Below are 21,722 nucleotides of genomic sequence, written 5' to 3' on the forward strand. Positions count from 1 at the left end.
TTGGATATCCCGGCCTCCCTAGCGGCTATGGTCCTCGGCTGCAAACGCTGAATGGGAATGACGAGAGACCCAGGTGACAGGAACGATGCTGTCGCATAGTCTGACACCTGAGAGACAGGGGCGTCTGGCGCAAGCCGGGCTGAGAAGCACCCTTTGAACCTGAACCAGATCATGCTGGCGGAGGGAGTCGCTCGGGTGTCGCGCCAGGTGTATCCGCGCTGTGCCCGCTGCGTCTCCGCTGCCTTGGGAGACGCAGACATGAGATCATCCACCATCCGCAACGTGCTGACCATCGCCGGCTCCGATCCTTCCGGTGGGGCGGGCATCCAGGCCGATCTCAAGGCCTTTTCGGCCCGCGGTTGCTACGGAATGGCTGTTATCACGGCGCTGACGGCGCAGAACACGACGGGCGTCTCGGCCGTCGTGCCGCTCGATCCCGGTTTTGTCGCCGAGCAGATCCGCATGGTTTTTGCCGATGTCAGGGTTGATGCAGTGAAGATCGGCATGATCGCCAATGCCGGCATTGCCTCGGCCGTCGCCGAAGCATTGAAACCTCATCGCGGCATTCCTGTTGTTCTCGATCCCGTCATGATCGCCAAGGGCGGTGCCTCCCTGCTCGATCCGGATGCCGTCGAAGCCTTGACGTCTGACCTCCTGCCGACCGCCACGCTCCTGACGCCGAACCTGCCGGAGGCGGCAGCCCTGCTCGGTGATCCCGAAGCCTCGGACCGGCGGATCATGGAAACCCAGGCCATCAGGCTGACAGCACTCGGACCCCGGGCAGTGTTGCTCAAGGGTGGCCATCTGGCAGGCCCGGAAAGCCCGGATGTGCTGGTTGCGGATGGTCAGGTGACCTGGTTCGAGGCGGAACGGATCCTAACGCGCAATACGCATGGCACTGGCTGTTCTCTGTCGAGCGCGCTCGCTGCCGAATTGGCAAAGGGGCTTGAGCCACAAGAGGCTGTGCGTGTTGCCAAAGCCTGGCTGGCGGAGGCCGTCAGGAGTTCTGGCCAGCTGTCGGTTGGCTCAGGACACGGGCCGGTGCATCACTTCCACGCGCTCTGGCAGGATTAGTCGTCCCCGTCCTCCGGACGTTCCTGAAGGGCGAAGACGAAGGGCAGGGCGGATTTGCCGAATGACTGATGTGTCGGCGCGAGTGCTCGGCGCTGGTCGATGCAGCCGAGCCGCAAACCGATCTCGCCGTCGGCGCTTTCGCGCCACATCGGCGAACCGCAGTTGCCGCAGAAGAATTGGTCGCTTGGCCGGCCGCTGTCGCCCATCTTCCGGTAACGCTTGGCCTCGCCGGTAAGAAGCTGAAATCGACCTGGAAGAGAAGCAACTGTGACCCTATAAGCTGAGCCCGTCAGCCGCTGGCAATCCGTGCAATGGCATATGCCGACGGCCTGTGGATCGACCTCGGCTTCATAGCGAACTTCGCCGCATTGGCATGCCCCGGTTACGCGCATGTTCCTCTCCGGAAAAAGAAAACCCGGCGCTGGAGACGCCGGGTTGAAGTGAACTTGACTGCGTGGGGTTAATGATCGGCCTTGATAAAGGTTCCGTTCTGCAACTCTTTCATCGCCTGCATCAGTTCTTCGCGGGTGTTCATCACGATTGGACCGTGCCAGGCGACTGGCTCCTTGATCGGCGTGCCGGTGACCAGCAGGAAGCGGATGCCCTGTTCGCCGGCCTGTACGGTGATCTCGTCACCGGTGTCGAAAACGACAAGCGTCCGGTTGCCGGAAAGGTCGCGGATGTTCAGCTCTTCGCCCATATACTCCTTCTCGACCTTGACGCCGAAGGGCTTGGACGCATCCCGGAACGAGCCGGAGCCAGCGAAGATATAGGCGAATGCCGAGCGATAGGTGTCGACCGGGAATGTCTTGCGCTTGCCCGGTGGCACCGAGATGTCGAGATAGACGGGTTCGGCGGCGATGCCGTCGACCGGGCCGCTCTTGCCCCAGAAGTCGCCACAGATGACGCGCACCGACGTGCCGTCATCATCGATGACAACGGGGATCTCGGGTGATTTGATGTCCTGATAGCGCGGTTTGGTCATCTTCAGCGACGAGGGCAGGTTGGCCCAGAGCTGGAAGCCGTGCATGCGCCCGGCAAAATCGCCTTTCGGCATTTCCTGGTGCAGGATCCCGCTGCCCGCCGTCATCCATTGCAGGTCGCCCGCGCCTAGCATGCCCTGATTGCCCAGGCTGTCGCCATGCTCGACGGTGCCGGCCAGCACATAGGTGATCGTCTCGATGCCGCGATGCGGATGCCAGGGGAACCCGCGGACGTAGTCCATCGGCTCGTCGTTGCGGAAGTCGTCCATCATCAGGAAGGGGTCGGTCATCGAAGGATCGCCGAAGCCGAAGACACGGTGCAGCTTCACGCCGGCGCCTTCCATGGTCGGCGTGGCGCGGCTCTCATGCTTGACGGGGCGGATAGACATTCGGGGACCTCCTCGGGGAAACGGGCTCGTTGCTTGGGCAGCAATATAGGCGAGAGAACCATGGCACGCAGGCCCGCCGGGCAGAACGCAGTGTTCACATTTGTGCCAGTCGACAGCAGGAAGAATGTTGCACTGCCCGACAAAAATTTGTCATGAAGGAAGCCATGTTTGCAAATCATTAGTCTATCGGGCGAAGACTACCAAGGATTCGCAGTCGGTCGATGGACCTGGGGCAGAATTCATATGTGTCGTTGGGCAGCTTACCGTGGTGTTCCTATCTTCCTTGAGGAGCTGGTGACCTCGCCCGCGCATTCCCTGATCGAGCAGTCGCATTGCGCAACCCGCGCCAAGACCGCAACCAACGGCGATGGCTTCGGTCTCGCCTGGTATGGTGACCGCCCCGAGCCTGGCCGCTTCCGGGATGTTCTGCCGGCCTGGTCCGACTGCAATCTGAAGAGCCTCGCAAGCCAGATCCGCTCGCCGCTGTTTCTCGCGCATGTCCGCGCTGCCACCCATGGCGCCACCCGCCGCGACAACTGCCATCCCTTCGTCCAGGGGAACTGGTCCTTCATGCACAACGGCCAGATCGACAATTTCGATCGCATCCGCCGGCCGATGGAAGGCATGCTGGACGATGAGCATTTCCATGCCCGTGTTGGCACGACCGACAGCGAACTGCTCTTCCTGCTGGCCCTTCAGTTCGGATTGCGTGAGCGCCCTATCGCGGCCATGAGCGAGGCCGTCGGCTTCGTCGAGCAGATCAGCTTGCATCTGACCGGCACCGCACGCATCCGCATGACGGCTGCCTTTTCCGATGGCAAGACGCTCTATGCCGTGCGCTACTCGACGGACGAATATGCTCCAACGTTGTTTGCAGCGCCCATGGGGCCGAAGGGCAGCTTCTGTCTCGTGTCGGAGCCGCTGAACGATGAGACGGATACCTGGGTGGAAATTCCCGCTGGTAGTGCCGTGATCCTCAGCGAAAACGGCCTGGATGCCGCCGAGTTCAAGCCTGAGGTTGAGCGCACACGGGTCGAGCAGATCCGTCAGCCGGCGATGGCTGCGGTCTGATCACAGCTTTACTCGACGATGCCGAGTTCGGCGCGCAGCCTGCGGGTCAGCGACGCACTGACCGTGCGATAGGAACGGGTGAGATATTCCATAAGGTCGGCTTCGCCGAGCTCGCTGTCCGGTTCGACGCTCACCCATTTGCGCTTGGCGAAATAGGGCGCCTGCGACACGCCTTTGAGCGACGTCAGGATTTCGAAGCTTTCTTCGCTGACCTTGAAGGTTAATCGATGTTCACCATCGGTCAGCAGGGAAAAGACCTTGTCGCCTACCTTGGCAACACGGCTGTCCCATTGGTCGACCTGTGTTGTGCCGGCAAACCCTTGGACAAAGGCCTCGAAGCCGGCGCGCGTAAAGAGGCTCATGCGCCTGTCCCGCCGATCTGGGTCGCGATCCAGAGTGCCAGCCGTTCGGCCACTTCGTCTTTCGAGAGATCAGGCCAGGCTTCGACCCCGTCGCGGCTGATCAGCTTCACCCGGTTGCGGTCGCCCCCCATGATCCCGGTCTCGGGCGAGACATCATTGGCGACGATCAGGTCGGCACCCTTGCGCTCAAGCTTGGAGCGGCCGTTTTCCTCGACATTCTGTGTCTCGGCCGCAAAGCCGACAACAAGGCGCGGACGCTGGGCATGGTGGCCGACGGTCTTCAGGATATCAGGGTTTTCTGCAAGCTCGAGCGGCGGCGGCGCCTCGCCGGGCTGCTTCTTGATCTTCTGACCGGCCGAGGACGCAACACGCCAGTCGGCGACGGCGGCCACCATCACGGCGATGTCGGCCGGAAGTGCCGAGAGCACGGCATCACGCATCTCCTCCGCCCGCTCCACATGCTGGGTGCGAACGCCGGAGGGATCGGCAATGGTCACGGGTCCGGAAACCAGCGTAACCTCGGCGCCGAGGCGGGCAAGGGCGGCCGCAATCGCGTGGCCCTGCTTGCCGGAGGAGCGATTGGCGATGTAGCGCACGGGATCGATCGGCTCATGCGTCGGGCCCGAGGTCACGACGGCTGTCATGCCGGCCAGCGGTTTCGGCCCGGAGAGCAGGTCTTCGACGCGGTCTGCAATCTCGATCGGCTCGGCCATCCGCCCGCGTCCACGCTCGCCGCTTTCGGCCATCTCGCCTTCCATCGGGCCGATGGCCTTGATGCCGTCCCGCTGAAGCACTGCAAAATTCCGCTGGGTTGCCGGATGCGCCCACATCTTCGGGTTCATCGCAGGCGCGATGAGCACCGGGCGGTCGGTTGCGAGAAGCACGGTGGAGGCCAGATCATCCGCAAGCCCGTTGGCCATCTTCGCCATCAGGTCGGCGGTTGCGGGCGCGACAAGCACGAGATCGCATTCACGCGCAAGCCGGATATGGCCGACATCCTGCTCGTCCTCGCGGGAGAAGAGTTCGGTATAGACATGGGAAGCCGAGAGCGCGCCAACAGCAAGCGGCGTCACGAATTCCTGGGCGCCACGCGTCATGATGGGTCGCACGCTCGCACCGCGCTCCCTGAGCCTCCTGATGAGGTCAAGGCTCTTGTAGGCGGCGATGCCACCCGCGATAACAAGCAAAATCCGCTTTCCGGCCAAGCTCATGAAGTGCAACCCTTTCTCTGCGGCCGCGACCCTAGCGCAAATCCGGTCGCTGGCAAATCATCGAGACTGGGACTGGTAAACGGCGTGCCTCAAGCTTCGTTGTCGAGCTTCAGCGGGACTTCCGCGACGGTTCCATGCGTGCCTTCGAGATAGTGTAGCCCGTCTCCGAGCGTGGAGGCCATGGATTTGACAATGCGGCTCCCGAGACCGGTTCCCTTCGGCGCGCGCTGCGGATCGATTCCGACGCCGTCATCCTCGACCCGAAGCAGCGCCTCGCCGTCGCCCCGCATCTTCAGATACACCCGGATATCGCCGGACTGTCCCGGCGCATAGGCATATTTGAAGGCGTTGGTAACGAGTTCCGTGACGATCATGCCGACCGAAACTGCCTTGTCGGCGCTGAGGGAGATGGGATCCGCATCGAGCAGCAGGCGCACCGGCTTTTCGGCGCTGTGCAAGGAATTGTAGAGCTCGACGGTGAGGCGATTGAGGTAACGATCAAGCTCCACCCGGCTGACGTCGTCGGAGGTGTAGAGACTGCGATGCATGCCGGCGATGGCTGTGATACGGGCTTGGGTCTCGGCCAGTTCCGCCTTCACTTCGTCGCTGCGGGCCGCAGAGATTTGCAGTCTGAGCAGGCTGGCGACCAGCGCCAGCGAGTTGGCGACGCGATGGTTGACCTCGGCCAGCAGGGCCTCGGCACGTTCCTTGCCGAGCCGGATCTCTTCATCGGCGCGGGCCTTCGCCGCACGCAGCTGGGCGTTGGCGATCGTCTGCTCTATCGCGCTGGACAAGAGCGAGAGGAAGTCGTCGCTGACCGTCTTGATGACGTAGTCCGCAGCGCCCGCCTTGATCGCCTCGATCGCCACCTGCGCCTCGTTCGATCCGGTGACATAGACCACCGGCACATCGATCTCGGCCTCGCGCATGCGACCGAGCACGTCGTGGCCGGTTGTCTGCCGCAGGTAATGGTCGAGCACGACAACATCGAACTCGGTCGTCTTCAGGAGTTCGAGCGCGTCTTCGGCGTTCTCGGCATGCGACACCTCATGACCGAGCCGGCCCATATGCTTCTGGACCAGCCGGGCAATGGCAGCATCGTCATCGATGTAAAGAACGCTGAAGCTCATCGCCTGACCGCCATCAGGGGATTTGCATGACGGAGAAGAACAGTCCGAGCTGGCGAATGGCGTTGGCGAAATTGTCGTAATCGACAGGTTTGGTAATATAGACATTGGCCCCGAGATCGTAGCAGCGCTGGATTTCGCGTTCGTCATCCGTCGTCGTGAGGATGACGACCGGGAGCCGTCGCGTGTGCGGATTGGATTTAATCTGGTCGAGAATATCGGTGCCCGACATGTCGGGTAGATTGAGGTCGAGCAGAATCAACAGGTAGCGGTCTTCTGAAATCTTGCCGCTACGATCCTTGCCCAGCACGTAGTCGAGCGCTTCGGTGCCGTTGGTGAAGGGCACGATCTCGTTGTTCACGCCGGCCCGACGCACATTCTTTTCGATCAGACGGGCGTGACCCTCGTCGTCTTCGACCATGACAATGGTGACTTCTTTACCCACGGCTTTCATTATCAACTCCGTACCAAGCGTGACAGATCAGATGGCAGTCGCAGTACGAAGGTTGACCCTTCTCCTAAACGGGATTGAACGGTGATCTCCCCTCCAAGGTTCCGTGCCAGTGAGCGGACATGGGCAAGGCCGATGCCTTCACCCGATTGATCCTGCTGACCGGAGCGGCGGAAGAGTTCGAAAATGCGTTCGTGATCCTGTTCTGCAATGCCACGGCCGTTGTCCTCAACCTCGATCCTTACCATGTGACGCCCTTCGGGCGCGGTTCGGACGGCGAGGGTCAGGGGCCGTTGGGGATGCTTGTACTTGATAGCATTGTCGAAAAGGTTACCGAGAATTTGTTCGACCGACAATCGATCAGTGTTCAGGCAGGTGGCCTTGATGTCGAGATCGATGCTTCCGTCGCTTTCGCTGATCTGGTGATAGACGCTGTTGGTAATGGTCTCCAACATGGGCTGCAGTTCGACGATTTCGGGCTTCAACTGACGTCGCCCGTCTCGCGAGATCTTCAGGATCGCGTTGATCAGTCCGTCCATCTTCTTGGTCGATGAGCGGATGAAGCCGATGGCTTCGGGCAGGTCCTCCGAGGCAGCCAGTCTGGCTTCGCGGATCTCCTCTTCGGACACCGGCTTGCCATCGTTCAGGACATAGGCCTGCAAGGATTTCAGAGAGGCATCGAGCTCGGCTGTAAAGCCCATGATGTTGACGAGCGGCGCTCTTAGATCATGCGTCACGATGTAAGCGAAGCGCTGGATTTCCTGGTTTGCTTGCATGAGATCGTCTGTGCGCTCCGCCACGCGGGCCTCGAGGCCCTGGTTCAAGACCTCCACCTCGCGCCTGGAAGCCGCGAGCGCACGCACATGCTGGGCAACGACCAGGATCGCACCACCCATCACGGCAATGATGGCGATGCCGCCGCCGACCGTAATCCACTGAAGTTGCTCGGTCGCGCTGATCTGGGCCTCGGTCCCGCGCTCAACGTTGGCGTCCGAGAGTTCCTTGAACTGGTCAAGCATGGAGCGGATGTCGTCCATAAGCTCACGACCGACATCGCTCTGGATCAGTTCAACGGCCTGTTCCTGCTCACCGCTGCGCACGAGATTGATGGCCTGTCCCATCTCGGCAAGCTTACCGCGGATCCGGTCACGCAACCGTTCCATCTGGGCTGCCTTGATCGGGCGATTGGCAACCGCTGCCGCGAGCCTGTCGACCTCTTCGCGGATTTCGCCGACGGAGGACTCGTAGGGCTGGAGGAACAGCTCGTTGCGGGTGATGACGAAGCCGCGCTGGCCCGTCTCGGCGTCGGTCAGCTTCTGCATGAGGTCGGCGGACATGCGCCGGATGCTGCGCTCCTGCAGGATGTATTCAAAGGTCGTCTGGGTACGCTCGACGAGACCAAAGGTCGCGACGATGATGCCGATGAGGATTGCGGTGCCGATCAGGAGGAAGAGCAGCGTGGACCGAACAAAGCCGGTTTGGGTGGCGGTCATGGAACTCCAGACGGAACAAACGATGCGTTTTCAAGTTCAAACGCATGATCGACTGCTTTGTTCCATCAAGAAATCGAGGAACTGCGTTTATTTTCGTCGCTCTTGGACCTCAGGAAACCTGTAAGGCGATAACCACCGCTGCAACCGCGATCACCCAGAGCGCGATCCGGCCAGACCGCGTATGTCGCGCTTCTGCCCGTCCGATGCGCTCGGCGGTATCGGCATCGAAGCGCAGACCTTCCTCGCTCATCCGCACGATCTCTCCGTGAAGCTTCTCGGTCTTGGTGGCGATTTCCGGTAGCGCTTCGGCCAGCCTGAGTGCCGCCTTGGCGCCATCCTTGATATCAGTCGCAATGCGCTTCGGACCCAGATTGTCGCGGATCCAATGCGAAACGACCGGCTCCGCGGCTTTCCACATGTTGAAACGAGGATTGAGAATGCGCGAGACGCCCTCGACGACGACCATCGTCTTTTGCAGCATCACCAGTTCCGGGCGCGTCTGCATGTCGAAGATCTCGGTGACTTCGAACAGCAAAGTCAGCAGCTTGCCCATGGAAATGGTCTCGGCCGGCTGCCCGTGGATCGGCTCTCCGATCGCACGGATCGCTTGGGCGAAGCTCGCGACATTGTGGTGCGACGGCACATAGCCGGCTTCGAAATGCACTTCGGCCACGCGCATATAATCGCGCGTGATGAAACCGTAGAGGATCTCGGCGAGGAAGCGCCGTTCCTTCTTTCCAAGGCGCCCGGCAATGCCCATGTCGACGGCAACGATCATGCCGGCGGGATCGACAAAGAGATTGCCCGGATGCATGTCGGCATGGAAGAAGCCGTCGCGCAGCGTATGGCGCAGGAAGGACTGGATCAGTGTGTCGGCGAGCGCATTGAGGTCATGGCCGGCAGCCCTCAAACCCTCGACATCCGACATCTTGACGCCGTCGATCCATTCCATGGTGACGACATCGCGGCCCGTGCGCTCCCAGTCGACCTGGGGCACGCGGAAACCCGGATCGGACTTGGTGTTTTCGGCGATCTCCGAAAGCGCCGCCGCTTCGAGCCTCAGGTCCATTTCGACCTTGGTGGTCTGCTCGAGCGTCTTCGTCACCTCGACCGGGCGCAAACGCCGCGAATTGGGGATGAAGCGCTCCTGCAAATGGGAGACGAGATACATGGCCTCGAGATCGGCGGCGAAACGCTTGCGCACGCCGGGCCGGATCACCTTGACGGCCACCTTGCGGCGTCCCTCTGGTGTGTTTACCTCGGCGGGGTGAACCTGCGCGATTGACGCAGCAGCAATGGGCTCGTCGAAGCGCACATAGAGGTCTTCGATCGTGCGGCCGAGCGAGTCCCGGATCGTGGTCCTCGCCGATTCGGTGGGGAAGAAGGCCATCCGATCCTGCAGGCCTGCCAGATCCTCGGCGAAATCGGCGCCGACGACGTCCGGACGGGTGGCAAGGAACTGGCCGATCTTCACATAGGAGGGACCGAGGCGGGCAACCGCGTTGGCCAACCGGTCGGCTCGGTCGACGGATTTTACCCGGCTGCGGGCAAGCGGTGCGACGGCCGCTTTGGCAAAGCCGACGAGCGGAGGCAGCCCCTCCGACGGCAGGGCCGCCACGACGCCTTCCCGCACGAGGACCCATCCGACCCGCGCCAGGCGGAAATATGCACCGATCGTGCTCATCCGGATCAGATCTTCCAGCCGGAATGAAGGGCTGCGATGCCACCGGTATAGTTGGTGAAGCGAACGTTCGAGAAACCGGCGCGCTCGATCATCCGGGCGAAGTCCGGCTGGTTCGGGAACTTGCGGATCGATTCCACCAGGTACTGGTAGGGTTCGGCATCGCCGGTGATCATCTTGCCGAAGCGCGGGATCGCATTGAAAGACCAGGCATCATAGACCTTGTCGAGCAGCGGCAGTTCGACTTCGGAAAATTCCAGCACGAGCAGACGTCCGCCGCGCTTCAGAACGCGGAAGGCCTCCGACAGCGCCACATCGATATGCGGCACGTTGCGGATGCCGAATGCGATCGTATAGGCGTCGAAGCTATTGTCCTCGAAGGGCAGGCTTTCGGCATTGGCCTCGACGAAGGTGAGGTTGGGGGAAAGCCCCTTCTTCTCGGCCCGCTCGGCACCCACGCCGAGCATGGAACCGTTGATGTCGAGCACGGTCGCATGCGCCATCCGGTTGGAGGCCTCGACGATACGGAAGGCGATGTCGCCCGTGCCGCCGGCGACGTCGAGCACCTTGTAGTTCTGATCCTTGCGTGGATTGAGAGCCGCCACCAGCGCATCCTTCCAGACGCGGTGCAGGCCGGCTGACATGACGTCGTTCATGATGTCGTAGCGCTTGGCTACCTTGTGGAAGACATCGTTGACCAGGCCCTGCTTTTCCTGCTCGTCGACCTGGCGGAAGCCGTAGGAGGTTTCCATGCCGCCATCGGCGGAAATGCGGCTTGCAGTCATCGGTTCACTCCACGGTACGGACAGGTCGGGCGGACCATAGCGAAAAGGGCTTTCGAGCGCTATCTGCGCAGTGCACCCGCTCCAAGCCTGGTCTATAGACCGTAAAACAGGCGCTTGAAACAGAAAGATGGGCCGAAATGCCGGAATTACCAGAGGTAGAGACAGTCCGTCGCGGCCTGGCGCCGACCATGGAAGGCGCCACATTGCAGCGCCTGGAGCTGCGCAGGCCGGATCTGCGCTTTCCTCTCCCGCGCGACTTTGCCGCAAGGGTCGAAGGTCGACGTATTCTCGCGCTGTCCCGCCGGGCGAAATACCTGCTCGTCGACCTTGAGGACGATCTGACCGTCATCGCACATCTCGGCATGTCCGGCTCGTTCCGTATCGAAGCAGCCGCCGAGGCAAATCTGCCCGGCGTCTTCCACCACGAGCGCAGAAAGGATGAGAAGCACGACCACGTCGTCTTTCATCTGCAGCGTCCGGAGGGCTCTGTCCGCGTCGTCTATAATGACCCGCGTCGGTTCGGCTTCATGGAACTGATGGCGCGTTCTGAACTCGATACCTATCCGGCGTTCCGCGATCTCGGCCCCGAGCCGGTCGGCAATATCCTCTCCCCGGACTATCTGGCGACCCGTTTTGCAGGCCGCAGCCAGCCGCTGAAGAGCGCCCTGCTCGATCAGAAGGTAATTGCCGGCCTCGGCAACATCTATGTCTGTGAAGCGCTATGGCGATCGCACCTGTCGCCGACCCGCAAGGTCTCCACCCTGGTCACAGCGAAGGGCAAACCGAAGGCGGAACTTGAACTGCTCACCCAGTCGATCCGCGAGGTCATTGCCGATGCGATCGAGGCAGGTGGTTCGTCGCTGCGCGACCATATCCAGACGGATGGTACCTTGGGGTACTTCCAGCATTCCTTCCGCGCCTATGATCGGGAGGGCGAGCCCTGCCTCACGGATGGTTGCAGGGGTACCGTCGAAAGGATAGTTCAATCCGGCCGCTCGACATTCTATTGTCGCACCTGCCAGAAATGAGGCCTTCGGGTCGTGGAGGAGGAAGCCATGTCATTTGAAACCCTGCTGATCGAACGGCGCGACCGTGTTGCGCTGGTAACGCTGAACCGGCCCCAGGCGCTGAATGCCCTGAACTCGACGGTCATGCGCGAGCTCAGCCAGCTCCTGGGCGAGCTGCAGGCCGACGCGACCGTCGGTGCCGTGGTGCTCACGGGCTCGGAAAAGGCCTTCGCTGCCGGTGCTGACATCAAGGAAATGCAGTCGCTTGGTTTCGTCGACACCTATACCGGTGACTTCATCGGCGGATGGGATCACATCGCCGGCTTCCGCAAGCCGTTCATCGCCGCCGTCTCCGGTTTTGCACTCGGCGGCGGCTGTGAGCTCGCCATGATGTGCGACTTCATCATCGCCTCGAAGACAGCAAAGTTCGGCCAGCCCGAGATCACCCTGGGCATCATTCCCGGTATGGGCGGCTCGCAGCGCCTGACCCGCGCCGTCGGCAAGGCCAAGGCCATGGACCTTTGTCTGACCGGCCGCATGATGGATGCTGCGGAAGCGGAAAGCGCCGGCCTCGTCGCCCGCGTTGTCGAGCCCGAGCGGCTGCTGGACGAGGCGCTGGAAGCGGCAGCCAAGATAGCCTCCTTCTCTCTCCCGTCGGTGATGATGGCCAAGGAGGCCGTGAACCGCGCCTTTGAGCAGACACTGGGCGAAGGCTTGCGCTTCGAACGCCGGCTGTTTCATTCGCTGTTTGCGACCGAGGACCAGAAGGAGGGCATGGCGGCCTTCGTCGAGAAGCGGAAGCCCGCCTTCAAGCACAGATAAGCGCAAGGGAAGGCGCGTTATCTGCAGAATCCGCGTTGACGCATTCGCGCTTTCCCGCTATATGCCCGCCCACGGTTGGGAAAGCCGATGCGCTTTTCCCATGAAACAGCCCCCCAAGTGCTGGTATGGCAGGTCGCAACGACCCGACGCGGCGATGGTGGGCTTTGGTTTGAATTCGAGAGAGGCATCATGGCCAACACAACTTCGGCGAAGAAGGCGACCCGCAAGATCGCTGCCCGTACTGCAGTCAACAAGGCTCGTCGTTCGCGGGTCCGTGGTTTCATCCGCAAGGTCGAAGAAGCCATCGCTTCCGGCGACGCAGCTGTTGCCAAGGACGCCCTGCAGGCAGCTCAGCCTGAGATTCAGCGCGCTGCCACCAAGGGTGTGGTTCACGCCAACACCGCATCGCGGAAGATCTCGCGTCTGGCCGCTCGTGTGAAGGCCCTGGCTGTCTAATTTTAGACACCTTTCTGACATTTTTCGAAGAGCCTGGCGTTGCGCCGGGCTTTTTGTCGTTGTTGCTCTCGGTTATCAAAAATTGTTGTTTTAGAGTTTTCTGCTGCACTGCATCTTGTCAGTCCGATGACATGAAAAGCGTAATGATTTCATATGGTTCTGGGAGGTGCTTGTGAGCGGGCTGCCTTCACGCTGGGGCAGATTGGCCCCCTCATGAGTCAAGAGAAATTTTATTTTTTCGCGTTGCCAGCGCCCTATCTTGTGCCTGTTTGGGAATCTCCTTGATTCAAAAGCGATTCTTTTTCGCCCGAATGTGACGCGAAAATGAAGTACGAAGAGTCAATGGTCCAAGCGCCCGATAGCCTAAAAATCGGTGTTGATCTTGGCTTTTGATCCTGCCTTAATGTTTCTCAGCAAGAGGCCAGCCAATGGCCGAAAACGACGGTCCGGACGACAGCAGTGTCATCGTGACAGGTCGCTCTTGCCGGGACGGAGTGTTTCCATTCCGTTTTCTCATAAAGTGATCGACGTTGCATCGGAAACTTAGCTGTTTCCGCGTGATGGCGGTTTTGCGCCTTGATGGTGGCCAGTGGCCACGACAAGGACAAGGATGCGCGGCATGACGAGGATGTCGCACATATGGGCACTGCCATTGTCGTGAGGGGGCGATGGCGCGTCGAGCCGGCTTTTGGCTGAAGTCGGCACGATGTGTTCGGGGACCGTCGATCCCAAAGGGATCGATTAGAGATGAAGCGGCTGTCGGGCGACAAGGATACGCCCGGCACCTGGAATGAATTTGGAAGGCGGCAAAATGCATATGAACTCTATGACGGCCGGTGCGTTGGCGAACGGGGACAATGCACATTCGGCGCTCGGCGCCGCATGCTCCGAAGGGGCAGGAGACAATGCCGAGATGAAGCATGATGCTCTGTTTGACCGGTTCAGCAAGCGGCTCAAAGCTCAGGTCGGTGTGGACGTATACCAGAGCTGGTTTGGGCGCCTGAAGCTCCATTCCGCATCGAAAAGTGTGGTACGCCTGACCGTACCGACGACATTTCTGAAGTCTTGGATCAACAACCGATACCTCGACCTGATCACGTCGATCTTCCAGGCTGAAGATCCGTCGATCCTGAAGGTCGAAATCATGGTGCGCAGCGCCAGCCGCAGCACCCGTGGCCCTGTCGTCGAGGAGCGTTCGGTCGGATCGGACGTCAGCCAGCCGGCTTCGCCGCGCAAGGCCGGACCGCAGACCGTAGGCCAGATCGCCTCGGCCCAGACCCATGCACCGTCGAACACACGCGCCACACAGGCAGGCCCGCTGTTCGGCTCGCCGCTCGACAGCCGCTACACCTTCGATGGTTTCGTGGAAGGGTCCTCGAACCGCGTGGCGCTCGCAGCTGCCAAGACGATTGCAGAAGCCGGTGCCGGCGCCGTGCGCTTCAACCCGCTCTTCATCCATTCCTCTGTCGGCCTCGGCAAGACGCATCTGTTGCAGGCCATCGCCAATGCCGCGATCCAGAGCCCGCGCCAGCCGCGTGTCGTCTATCTCACGGCCGAATACTTCATGTGGCGCTTCGCAACCGCGATCCGCGACAATGATGCCCTGACGCTGAAGGACTCGCTGCGCAATATCGACCTCCTGATCATCGACGACATGCAGTTCCTGCAGGGTAAGATGATCCAGCACGAGTTCTGCCACCTCTTGAACATGCTGCTCGACAGCGCCAAGCAGGTCGTCGTCGCCGCCGACCGTGCGCCTTGGGAACTGGAATCGCTCGATCCGCGCGTCCGCTCGCGCCTCCAGGGTGGTGTTGCCATCGAGATGGAAGCGCCCGATTACGACATGCGCCTCGACATGATGAAGTCGCGCCTCGACGTCGCCCGCAAGGACGATCCGTCGATCGACATCCCCGCCGAAATCCTGGAGCATGTGGCCCGCAACATCACCAGCAGCGGTCGCGACCTCGAAGGCGCCTTCAACCAACTGCTCTTCCGCCGCTCCTTCGAGCCGAACCTGTCGATCGAGCGCGTGGACGAACTGCTCGCTCACCTCGTCGGCGCCGGCGATCAGAAGCGCGTGCGCATCGAGGACATCCAGCGCGTCGTGGCCCGCCACTACAACGTCTCGCGCCAGGAACTGGTGTCGAACCGCCGCACCCGCGTCATCGTCAAGCCGCGCCAGATCGCCATGTATCTGTCGAAGACGCTGACCCCGCGCTCTTTCCCGGAGATCGGCCGTCGCTTCGGCGGTCGTGACCATACGACAGTGTTGCATGCGGTTCGCAAGATCGAGGATCTGATCTCTAATGATCAGAAGCTGTCGCAGGAGATCGAGCTTCTGCGCCGTCTGATCAACGAGTAAGAAAGTTCCCGACGAACCAAATAGAAAAGCCCGTCGATAATGAATCGGCGGGCTTTGTCATTGTACCAGGCTACATCAAACTGAATGTCGCCGGCTAAATTGAGGAAGTGAAAATTCTCAGCAGGCGAGATCCGCGACGACGGCGTCCAGGATCAGCATGCCCGGCGGCGTGCAGCGAAGCCGCGAATTGCCGAGCCGCTCGATGAAGCCCTGTTCCAGCAGAAACTGCTCCTTGTCCGGATCCGGGTCGCGGCCGGAAAGTTGCTGCCAGCGGGCGAGATCGACGCCTTCGCGGAGCCGAAGGCCCATCAGCAGAAGCTCGTCGGCCTGCGCCTCGTGATCGAGCTCTTCGCGTTCGATAATGCCGTGACCATTCTGCTCGACGGCCGAAAGCCATGTTTCCGGATGCCGCTCGGCGACCGTTGCAATCTTCGTGCGCCCCTTGGTCAGGCGCCCATGCGCGCCTGGACCGATGCCGGCGTAATCGCCGTAGCGCCAGTAGGTCAGGTTATGACGGCTCTCCGCGCCCGGGCGGGCGTGGTTGGAAACCTCATAGGCCGGCAGTCCTTCACGCGCGGTGATCTCCTGCGTCGCCTCGTAGAGTGTGGCGGCATGCTCGTCGTCGGGGACAATCAGCTTGCCCGCCTTGTGCAGGCCATAGAAGGCTGTGCCTTCTTCGATCGTCAGCTGGTAGAGTGAGAGATGATCGACGGCATACGACATCGCCTCCTTCAGCTCGCGCTCCCAGGCTTCCACCGTCTGGTTGGGCCGGGCGTAAATCAGGTCGAAGGACATGCGCGGGAAGATTTCGCGCGCCAGTCGGATGGCCTTGAGTGCATCGGCGACATCATGCAGTCGCCCGAGGAACCTGAGATCCGGATCGTTCAGCGCCTGCACCCCGAGCGAAACACGATTGACGCCCGCTGCCCGATAGCCGTGGAAGCGGGTCGCCTCGACGCTGGACGGGTTGGCCTCCATGGTGATCTCGATGCCGTCGGGCATATGCCAGTTGGCTGCGATACCGTCGAGGATCGCGCCGACCGTCGACGGATCCATCAGCGATGGCGTACCGCCGCCCATGAAGACACTGGTGACGGTCTTCGGCCCGGACATGGCCCGCACAGCCTTCAGCTCGGCGAGAAAGGCGGCGACAAAGCGCGGCTGATCGACCGGCTGGTGCCGCACATGGCTGTTGAAGTCACAATAGGGACACTTGGCCGCGCAGAAGGGCCAATGCACGTAGACCCCGAAACCGGGCTCGCCAGTGTCGGGCAGGAGCGTGAAGGACCGTTCGGTCAAGGCGTCATGCCTCCAGGCAGGTTTCGACGAAAAGCTTGAAGGCCCGGGCACGATGCGACAGAGCGTCAGCATCACCCGGCTTCCAGCCGTGCTTCTCGTCCGCAGTCATCTCGCCGAAGGTGCGCTGATGCCCCTCGGGCTGGAAGACGGGGTCATAGCCGAAACCAGCGGTGCCGCGCGGCGGCCAGGCAACCACACCCTCAACCTCGCCCCGGAAGAATTCGGTATGGCCATCAGGCCAGGCGAGGCAGAGCACGCTGACGAAGCGGCAGGTCCGCTGAGTGGCTTCCGTCGCGCCGCGCTCCTGGAGAGCCTTCTCGACCTTCTCCATTGCCATCTGGAAGTCGCGGCTGCCATCCTCGCGCTCGGCCCAGTTGGCCGTATAGACGCCCGGAGCGCCGTCGAGCGCATCGATGACGAGGCCGCTGTCGTCGGAGAGCGCAGGCAGCCCGGAAGCCTTGGCAGAGGCGAGCGCCTTGATCGCGGCATTCCCCTCGAAGGTCGTGCCGGTTTCATCTGGCTCGACGAAATTCAGGTCCTTGGCCGATTTGGCAGAAAAGCCGAAGGGGCCGATCAGGTCGGCGATTTCGGCAATCTTGCCGGCATTGTGGCTGGCAACGACGATGGTGCGGGTGTCGAGTTTGCGCATGCGATAGGTCCGTTCAAGAAGTCCAAAGGGTGCGGGTTGCGCATTCCAGGCTGTTTCCGGCCGGATCGCGGAAGTAGATCGAGCATGCGCCGTTCGGCCATGTCAGTTCGGACTCGACCGGTATACCGGCCTCCTTCAGCCGACTGCGCATGGCATCGAGATCGTCGTGACCGACGATGAAACAGACATGGCCAGGGCCCCTCGTCCCGTGGGTCGGGACAGGGAGGGGGTCCTCGGCGATGGGTGTCTCCGTTTCTGCCGGATTGAAGATCAGAAGGACGCCGGACCCGCACCGATAGAAGATATGCCGGTTGCCGCCACGGCGGATCTTTTCAAGACCGAGGACGCCGTCATAAAACGCCTCCGCCTTGTCCAGATCGTCCGCATAGAGTGCGGTTTCGAGTATCCCTTCGATCATGCGGCCCTTCTTCTCAGGCGATTGTCTGCTTCTGCAGCGCTACCAGTTCGTCGATGCCGTTCCGCGCCAGACCAAGCAGCGTCAGGAACTCGTCCTGGCTGAACGGCTTGCCTTCTGCCGTGCCCTGGATCTCGACGATGCCGCCAGAGCCGGTCATCACGAAGTTGGCGTCCGTTTCGGCAGCCGAGTCTTCCAGATAGTCGAGGTCGATCACAGGCTGGCTTGCGAAGATGCCGCACGAAACGGCCGCAATATGATCCTTGAGGACCTTCTCGACCTTGATCATGCTGCGGGCTTCCATCCACTTCAGGCAGTCATGAAGGGCAATGAAAGCGCCGGTAATCGCCGCCGTGCGCGTGCCGCCATCCGCCTGGATAACGTCGCAGTCGATCGAGATCTGGCGTTCGCCGAGAGCCTCCAGATCGACAATCGCCCGAAGCGACCGGCCGATGAGACGCTGGATTTCCTGGGTGCGACCGCTTTGCTTGCCCGAGGCGGCTTCGCGCTTCATGCGGTCGCCGGTGGCACGCGGCAGCATGCCGTATTCCGCCGTCACCCAGCCTTTGCCGGAATTGCGCAGCCACGGCGGGGTCTTCTCTTCCAGGCTCGCGGTGCACAGCACATGCGTGTCGCCGAACTTCACCAGGCAGGAGCCTTCTGCATGCTTGGAAAAGTTGCGCTCGAACGAAACCTTGCGCATTTGATCGGTTTTTCTGCCGGATGGCCGCATTGCAATCTCCTGGGTTGTTAGTTGCCTTCTAAGGACCGAGCAGCTTATTTGCAAAGAAAAACCATGCCGCAGCGCAGAGAGCCTTGCGCACGGCGAAATACCCCTTGGTCATCCCGTAAGCAGTGATTATATTTATGGCATGAAACCTTTGAGATCATGTTCGTTCCGATAATGGCATCACCGAAGACGACCGTCGCAGACGTGTCCGCCTCTCTGGACGACCGCTCCAGGGAGGTCTTTCGTCGTATCGTCGAGACCTATCTCGACAGCGGCGATCCGCTCGGTTCGCGCAATCTTTCGCGCCTGTTGCCGATGTCGCTGTCGCCGGCCTCCGTGCGCAACGTCATGAGCGATCTCGAAGAACTCGGTCTCATCTACGCGCCGCATATCAGCGCCGGACGCCTGCCCACGCAGGCCGGCCTGCGCTTTTTCGTCGACGCCTTCATGCAGATCGGCGATCTTTCCGAAGGCGAGCGCGACGAAATCGAGCGTCAGATCAGGCCTTCCAGTGCCGATCAGCCGATGGAGGCCATGCTGACCGAGGCCAGCCGCATGCTGTCCGGCCTGTCGCGCGGCGCCGGCCTCGTCATTTCGGCAAAGAATGATCCCATTCTCAAGCACGTCGAGTTCATTCGGCTCGAACCGACCAAGGCGCTCGCCGTTCTCGTCGGAGAACATAATCAGGTCGAGAACCGTATCATCGAACTGCCGGCAGGCGTCACGGCCTCGCAGTTGACCGAGGCGGCCAATTTTCTGAACGCCAACCTGACCGGTCAGACGCTGCGCGAACTGCGTGGCCAGTTGGAAAACCTGAAGGCCCAGGTAGCGACAGAACTCCACACCCTGTCGCAGGATCTGGTCGAGCGAGGCCTCGCCGTCTGGTCCGGCGAGGTTGCGGAAAAGCAGCCGGCGCGGCTGATCGTGCGGGGCAGGGCCAATCTCCTGGAGGGGCTGGCCGGGTCGGACGACATCGATCGCCTGCGCCTGCTGTTCGATGATCTGGAACGCAAGGAGAGCCTGATCGAAATCCTCGATCTGGCCGAGAGCGGCCCGGGGGTCCGGATCTTCATCGGATCGGAAAACAAGCTTTTCTCGCTTTCCGGTTCTTCGTTGATCGTCGCGCCCTATCGTGATGGCGAAGACCGTATCGTCGGCGCCGTCGGCGTGATCGGTCCGACCCGTCTCAACTATTCGCGCATCGTGCCGATGGTCGATTACACCGCTCAGCTAATGGCAAGGCTCTCGCGCGGCACGCGATGAGCCAATTTCCCCACAAACCCTTGATTTTTTCTCGTCAAACCCTGATATCGGGCACGCATTCGAAAGCTTTAAGCTTCGAAAACGAGACATCATCCGGAGAACGTCATGACCGAAGAAACCAACAAGAACGGACCTGACGCGGCAGCTACCGAGGCAGAAGCAACCGCGACCACCGAAGAAGGACAGGTTGCGAACGAAAGCGAGGCCGGGTCCGCGCAGGAGAATGATCCGATCGACGCATTGAAGGCAGAAAACGCCGATTTGCGCGATCGTTTCCTGCGCCTGGCCGCTGAAATGGACAATCTGCGCCGCCGCACCGATCGCGAAATCAAGGATGCGAAGTCCTATGCGGTAACCGGTTTCGCCCGCGACATGCTGTCGGTTTCCGACAATCTGCGCCGCGCGATCGAGACGCTGCCGGAAGAGGCTCGCGCCGCCGCAGATGCGACCCTCACAGCTCTGATCGAAGGCGTCGAAATGACCGAGCGCGGCATGCTGGCCACGCTCGAGCGCCATGGCGTGCGCAGGATCGAGGCGGAAGGCCAGAAGTTCGATCCCAACTTCCATCAGGCGATGTTCGAGGTGCCCAATCCGAACGTTCCCAACAACACGGTCGTCCAGGTCGTTCAGGCCGGTTACGCCATCGGCGAGCGTGTGCTGCGCCCGGCCATGGTCGGCGTTGCCAAGGGCGGCCCGAAGTCGGAAGCCGCAGCCGAGGATGCCGCCAAGGCGTGAGCAGACGTGATCTCGCGTGAATGGAAAAAAGCGCCCCAGTCGGGCGCTTTTTTGCTGTCTGGACCTGAAGGAAGTCGTTCAGGCAGCGTTTGACGCCTGTTCCTCGTTGAGGAAGGTGTAGATCGCGGACGCCGATTCGGTCGCTCTCAGCTTTGCCACCAGATCCTGATCGCGCAGCACGCGCGCAATGCGTGACAGGGCCTTCAGATGATCTGCGCCCGCACCTTCGGGCGCCAGCAGCAGGAAGACCAGATCGACCGGTTGATCGTCGAGCGCTTCAAAATCGACCGGCGTTTCGAGTCTCGCGAAGACACCCGTGATCTTGTTGATCTTGTTCAGCTTTCCATGCGGAATGGCGATGCCGTTGCCCACGCCAGTCGAGCCGAGGCGCTCGCGCTGCAGGATCACGTCGAAGATTTCCCGTTCCGGAATGTCGGTAAGCTTGGAGGCTTTGGCCGCAAGTTCCTGAAGCAGTTGCTTCTTGGAGTTCACCCGGAGAGCCGGTACGACAGCATCCTGCTGCAGCAAATCTGCCAATGCCATATCAATGTCCTTCATGCCTCGGATCGAGGAGCGGGCGGCTGCCTTGCGCAGCCGCCCAAGCCGATCTTCAGCCTTTGATGTTGGCGGAATCGATCCACCCGATATTACCGTCATTCCGACGATAAACGATATTCAATTGTTCACTTCCCGGGTTTCTGAACAGAAGAACCGGGTCGTCAGTCATATCGAGAGCCATAACTGCGGAAGCGACGGACATGGTCCGAAGTTTCTTGGTGCTCTCGGCAACGATCGTCGGCGCGTAGTCCTCGGGAAGTTCCTCGTGATCCTCGTCGCCGGAATCCATAACCGTGTAGGCTACCTCGATCGACGGGTTCTGTGCTTCTCCCGCGTGATGATCCTTCAGCTTGCGCTTGTAGCGACGCAGGCGCTTCTCGACGCGCTCGAAGGCGGTGTCAAAGGCCACTTGCGGATCATTGGCCTCACCTGCGGCATGCAGGTTTGCGCCGGTATCGAGATGCACCAGGCAATCGGCAGCGAAGCGCGACTGCGACTTCGAGACGACCACTTGCCCGGAATACCCTCCGTCGAAGTATTTGGTAACCGCATCCTGGATTCGATCTTCGATCCGCTGCCGGAACGTTTCGCCGATTTCCATCTGCTTGCCGGATACACGCACACTCATGGAGTTTCCCTTCTTATGATTGGTTGCGTATCCATTTTACGCCAAGCGACGGCCGCGTCCAAGCTTTTCGAACGGTTAGGTTAGTCTGTGCCTTCGTTTGTCGGGCGTCGTCGAAGGATCTTCCTTCGGTTGACAGTGTGCGCTGTCGATTGCGGCGCGCTTCTAGCCGCC

General features: G+C 61.1%; 23 protein-coding genes and 1 riboswitch. Of the genes, 8 read left to right on the plus strand and 15 right to left on the minus strand.

Going from position 1 to position 21,722, the window contains the following annotated elements:
- Positions 1-106 precede the first annotated feature (106 nt).
- A riboswitch (TPP riboswitch) is annotated at positions 107-203 on the plus strand.
- Positions 204-258: 55 nt separating this feature from the next.
- Entirely contained in the window at positions 259-1,074 is an 816-nt protein-coding gene (thiD, locus tag BW978_RS01735; RefSeq protein ID WP_076391650.1) for a bifunctional hydroxymethylpyrimidine kinase/phosphomethylpyrimidine kinase, read from the plus strand.
- Here thiD and BW978_RS01740 read toward each other — a convergent pair.
- On the minus strand, positions 1,071-1,466 hold the full coding sequence (locus BW978_RS01740; protein ID WP_076391652.1) for a GFA family protein: 396 nt from the start codon (positions 1,464-1,466) through the stop codon (positions 1,071-1,073). The two genes, thiD and BW978_RS01740, sit on opposite strands and share 4 nt — an antisense overlap.
- Before the next feature lie 68 nt (positions 1,467-1,534).
- Positions 1,535-2,446: a pirin family protein gene (locus BW978_RS01745; RefSeq protein WP_076391654.1), complete on the minus strand. Its 912-nt coding sequence runs from the start codon at positions 2,444-2,446 to the stop codon at positions 1,535-1,537.
- A gap of 243 nt (positions 2,447-2,689) precedes the next feature.
- On the opposite strand from BW978_RS01745, the gene BW978_RS01750 reads away from it, so the two are divergent.
- Positions 2,690-3,517, plus strand: a complete 828-nt coding sequence (locus BW978_RS01750) for a class II glutamine amidotransferase (RefSeq protein WP_076391656.1) — start codon at positions 2,690-2,692, stop codon at positions 3,515-3,517.
- A gap of 8 nt (positions 3,518-3,525) precedes the next feature.
- Here BW978_RS01750 and BW978_RS01755 read toward each other — a convergent pair whose 3' ends face one another.
- The 7 genes from BW978_RS01755 to ubiE form a co-directional block, all read right to left on the minus strand.
- On the minus strand, positions 3,526-3,879 hold the full coding sequence (locus BW978_RS01755) for an MmcQ/YjbR family DNA-binding protein (RefSeq protein WP_076391658.1): 354 nt from the start codon (positions 3,877-3,879) through the stop codon (positions 3,526-3,528).
- Positions 3,876-5,090, minus strand: a complete 1,215-nt coding sequence (gene coaBC / locus BW978_RS01760; protein ID WP_076391660.1) for a bifunctional phosphopantothenoylcysteine decarboxylase/phosphopantothenate--cysteine ligase CoaBC — start codon at positions 5,088-5,090, stop codon at positions 3,876-3,878. The genes BW978_RS01755 and coaBC overlap by 4 nt, the downstream gene beginning before the upstream one ends.
- An 89-nt stretch (positions 5,091-5,179) precedes the next feature.
- Positions 5,180-6,220 (minus strand): response regulator, encoded by a 1,041-nt coding sequence (locus BW978_RS01765; protein WP_076391662.1) that lies wholly within the window; start codon positions 6,218-6,220, stop codon positions 5,180-5,182.
- Positions 6,221-6,233: 13 nt separating this feature from the next.
- Positions 6,234-6,671, minus strand: coding sequence for a response regulator (locus tag BW978_RS01770; RefSeq protein WP_054151206.1), 438 nt, complete (start codon positions 6,669-6,671; stop codon positions 6,234-6,236).
- Between the two features lie 2 nt (positions 6,672-6,673).
- A complete protein-coding gene (locus BW978_RS01775; protein ID WP_076391664.1) occupies positions 6,674-8,161 on the minus strand; it encodes a sensor histidine kinase in 1,488 nt (495 codons plus the stop codon).
- A gap of 109 nt (positions 8,162-8,270) precedes the next feature.
- A complete protein-coding gene (gene ubiB, locus BW978_RS01780) occupies positions 8,271-9,845 on the minus strand; it encodes a 2-polyprenylphenol 6-hydroxylase (RefSeq protein ID WP_076391666.1) in 1,575 nt (524 codons plus the stop codon).
- Positions 9,846-9,850: 5 nt separating this feature from the next.
- Entirely contained in the window at positions 9,851-10,627 is a 777-nt protein-coding gene (gene ubiE, locus BW978_RS01785; RefSeq protein WP_076391668.1) for a bifunctional demethylmenaquinone methyltransferase/2-methoxy-6-polyprenyl-1,4-benzoquinol methylase UbiE, read from the minus strand.
- Between the two features lie 137 nt (positions 10,628-10,764).
- On the opposite strand from ubiE, the gene mutM reads away from it, so the two are divergent.
- The 4 genes from mutM to dnaA all read left to right on the plus strand — a co-directional run bounded on the left by mutM (position 10,765) and on the right by dnaA (position 15,274).
- Positions 10,765-11,655, plus strand: a complete 891-nt coding sequence (mutM, locus tag BW978_RS01790; protein WP_076391670.1) for a bifunctional DNA-formamidopyrimidine glycosylase/DNA-(apurinic or apyrimidinic site) lyase — start codon at positions 10,765-10,767, stop codon at positions 11,653-11,655.
- A 27-nt stretch (positions 11,656-11,682) separates the two neighbouring features.
- Complete coding sequence (locus BW978_RS01795; RefSeq protein ID WP_076391672.1) at positions 11,683-12,456, plus strand: enoyl-CoA hydratase; 774 nt, start codon at positions 11,683-11,685, stop codon at positions 12,454-12,456.
- A 189-nt stretch (positions 12,457-12,645) separates the two neighbouring features.
- The gene (gene rpsT / locus BW978_RS01800) at positions 12,646-12,912 is read left to right on the plus strand and encodes a 30S ribosomal protein S20 (protein ID WP_006724980.1); all 267 of its coding nucleotides are present in this window, start codon (positions 12,646-12,648) and stop codon (positions 12,910-12,912) included.
- Between the two features lie 811 nt (positions 12,913-13,723).
- Entirely contained in the window at positions 13,724-15,274 is a 1,551-nt protein-coding gene (gene dnaA, locus BW978_RS01805) for a chromosomal replication initiator protein DnaA (RefSeq protein WP_076393118.1), read from the plus strand.
- Positions 15,275-15,391: 117 nt separating this feature from the next.
- Here dnaA and hemW read toward each other — a convergent pair whose 3' ends face one another.
- Genes hemW through rph form a run of 4 tightly spaced genes read right to left on the minus strand, consistent with a single transcriptional unit; the run spans position 15,392 to position 18,370 of the window.
- The gene (hemW, locus tag BW978_RS01810; protein ID WP_076391674.1) at positions 15,392-16,573 is read right to left on the minus strand and encodes a radical SAM family heme chaperone HemW; all 1,182 of its coding nucleotides are present in this window, start codon (positions 16,571-16,573) and stop codon (positions 15,392-15,394) included.
- A gap of 4 nt (positions 16,574-16,577) precedes the next feature.
- Positions 16,578-17,222: an RdgB/HAM1 family non-canonical purine NTP pyrophosphatase gene (gene rdgB, locus BW978_RS01815; RefSeq protein ID WP_076391676.1), complete on the minus strand. Its 645-nt coding sequence runs from the start codon at positions 17,220-17,222 to the stop codon at positions 16,578-16,580.
- A gap of 13 nt (positions 17,223-17,235) precedes the next feature.
- Entirely contained in the window at positions 17,236-17,640 is a 405-nt protein-coding gene (locus BW978_RS01820; protein WP_076391678.1) for a VOC family protein, read from the minus strand.
- A 13-nt stretch (positions 17,641-17,653) separates the two neighbouring features.
- A complete protein-coding gene (gene rph / locus BW978_RS01825) occupies positions 17,654-18,370 on the minus strand; it encodes a ribonuclease PH (RefSeq protein WP_054151197.1) in 717 nt (238 codons plus the stop codon).
- A 171-nt stretch (positions 18,371-18,541) separates the two neighbouring features.
- Here rph and hrcA point away from each other — a divergent pair, with 171 nt between their 5' ends.
- Together hrcA and grpE are read left to right on the plus strand one after the other, a co-directional pair.
- On the plus strand, positions 18,542-19,630 hold the full coding sequence (gene hrcA, locus BW978_RS01830; RefSeq protein WP_076393120.1) for a heat-inducible transcriptional repressor HrcA: 1,089 nt from the start codon (positions 18,542-18,544) through the stop codon (positions 19,628-19,630).
- Between the two features lie 105 nt (positions 19,631-19,735).
- The gene (gene grpE, locus BW978_RS01835) at positions 19,736-20,365 is read left to right on the plus strand and encodes a nucleotide exchange factor GrpE (protein WP_076391680.1); all 630 of its coding nucleotides are present in this window, start codon (positions 19,736-19,738) and stop codon (positions 20,363-20,365) included.
- 78 nt (positions 20,366-20,443) lie between these two features.
- Here the strand turns inward: grpE and ptsN are convergent, their stop codons facing one another.
- Positions 20,444-20,908 (minus strand): PTS IIA-like nitrogen regulatory protein PtsN, encoded by a 465-nt coding sequence (gene ptsN / locus BW978_RS01840; RefSeq protein WP_076391682.1) that lies wholly within the window; start codon positions 20,906-20,908, stop codon positions 20,444-20,446.
- 67 nt (positions 20,909-20,975) lie between these two features.
- Entirely contained in the window at positions 20,976-21,551 is a 576-nt protein-coding gene (gene raiA / locus BW978_RS01845) for a ribosome hibernation-promoting factor, HPF/YfiA family (RefSeq protein ID WP_076391684.1), read from the minus strand.
- Positions 21,552-21,722: the final 171 nt, after the last annotated feature.

The sequence above is a fragment of the Rhizobium sp. RU33A genome (genome assembly GCF_900156055.1).
GTDB lineage: Bacteria > Pseudomonadota > Alphaproteobacteria > Rhizobiales > Rhizobiaceae > Allorhizobium.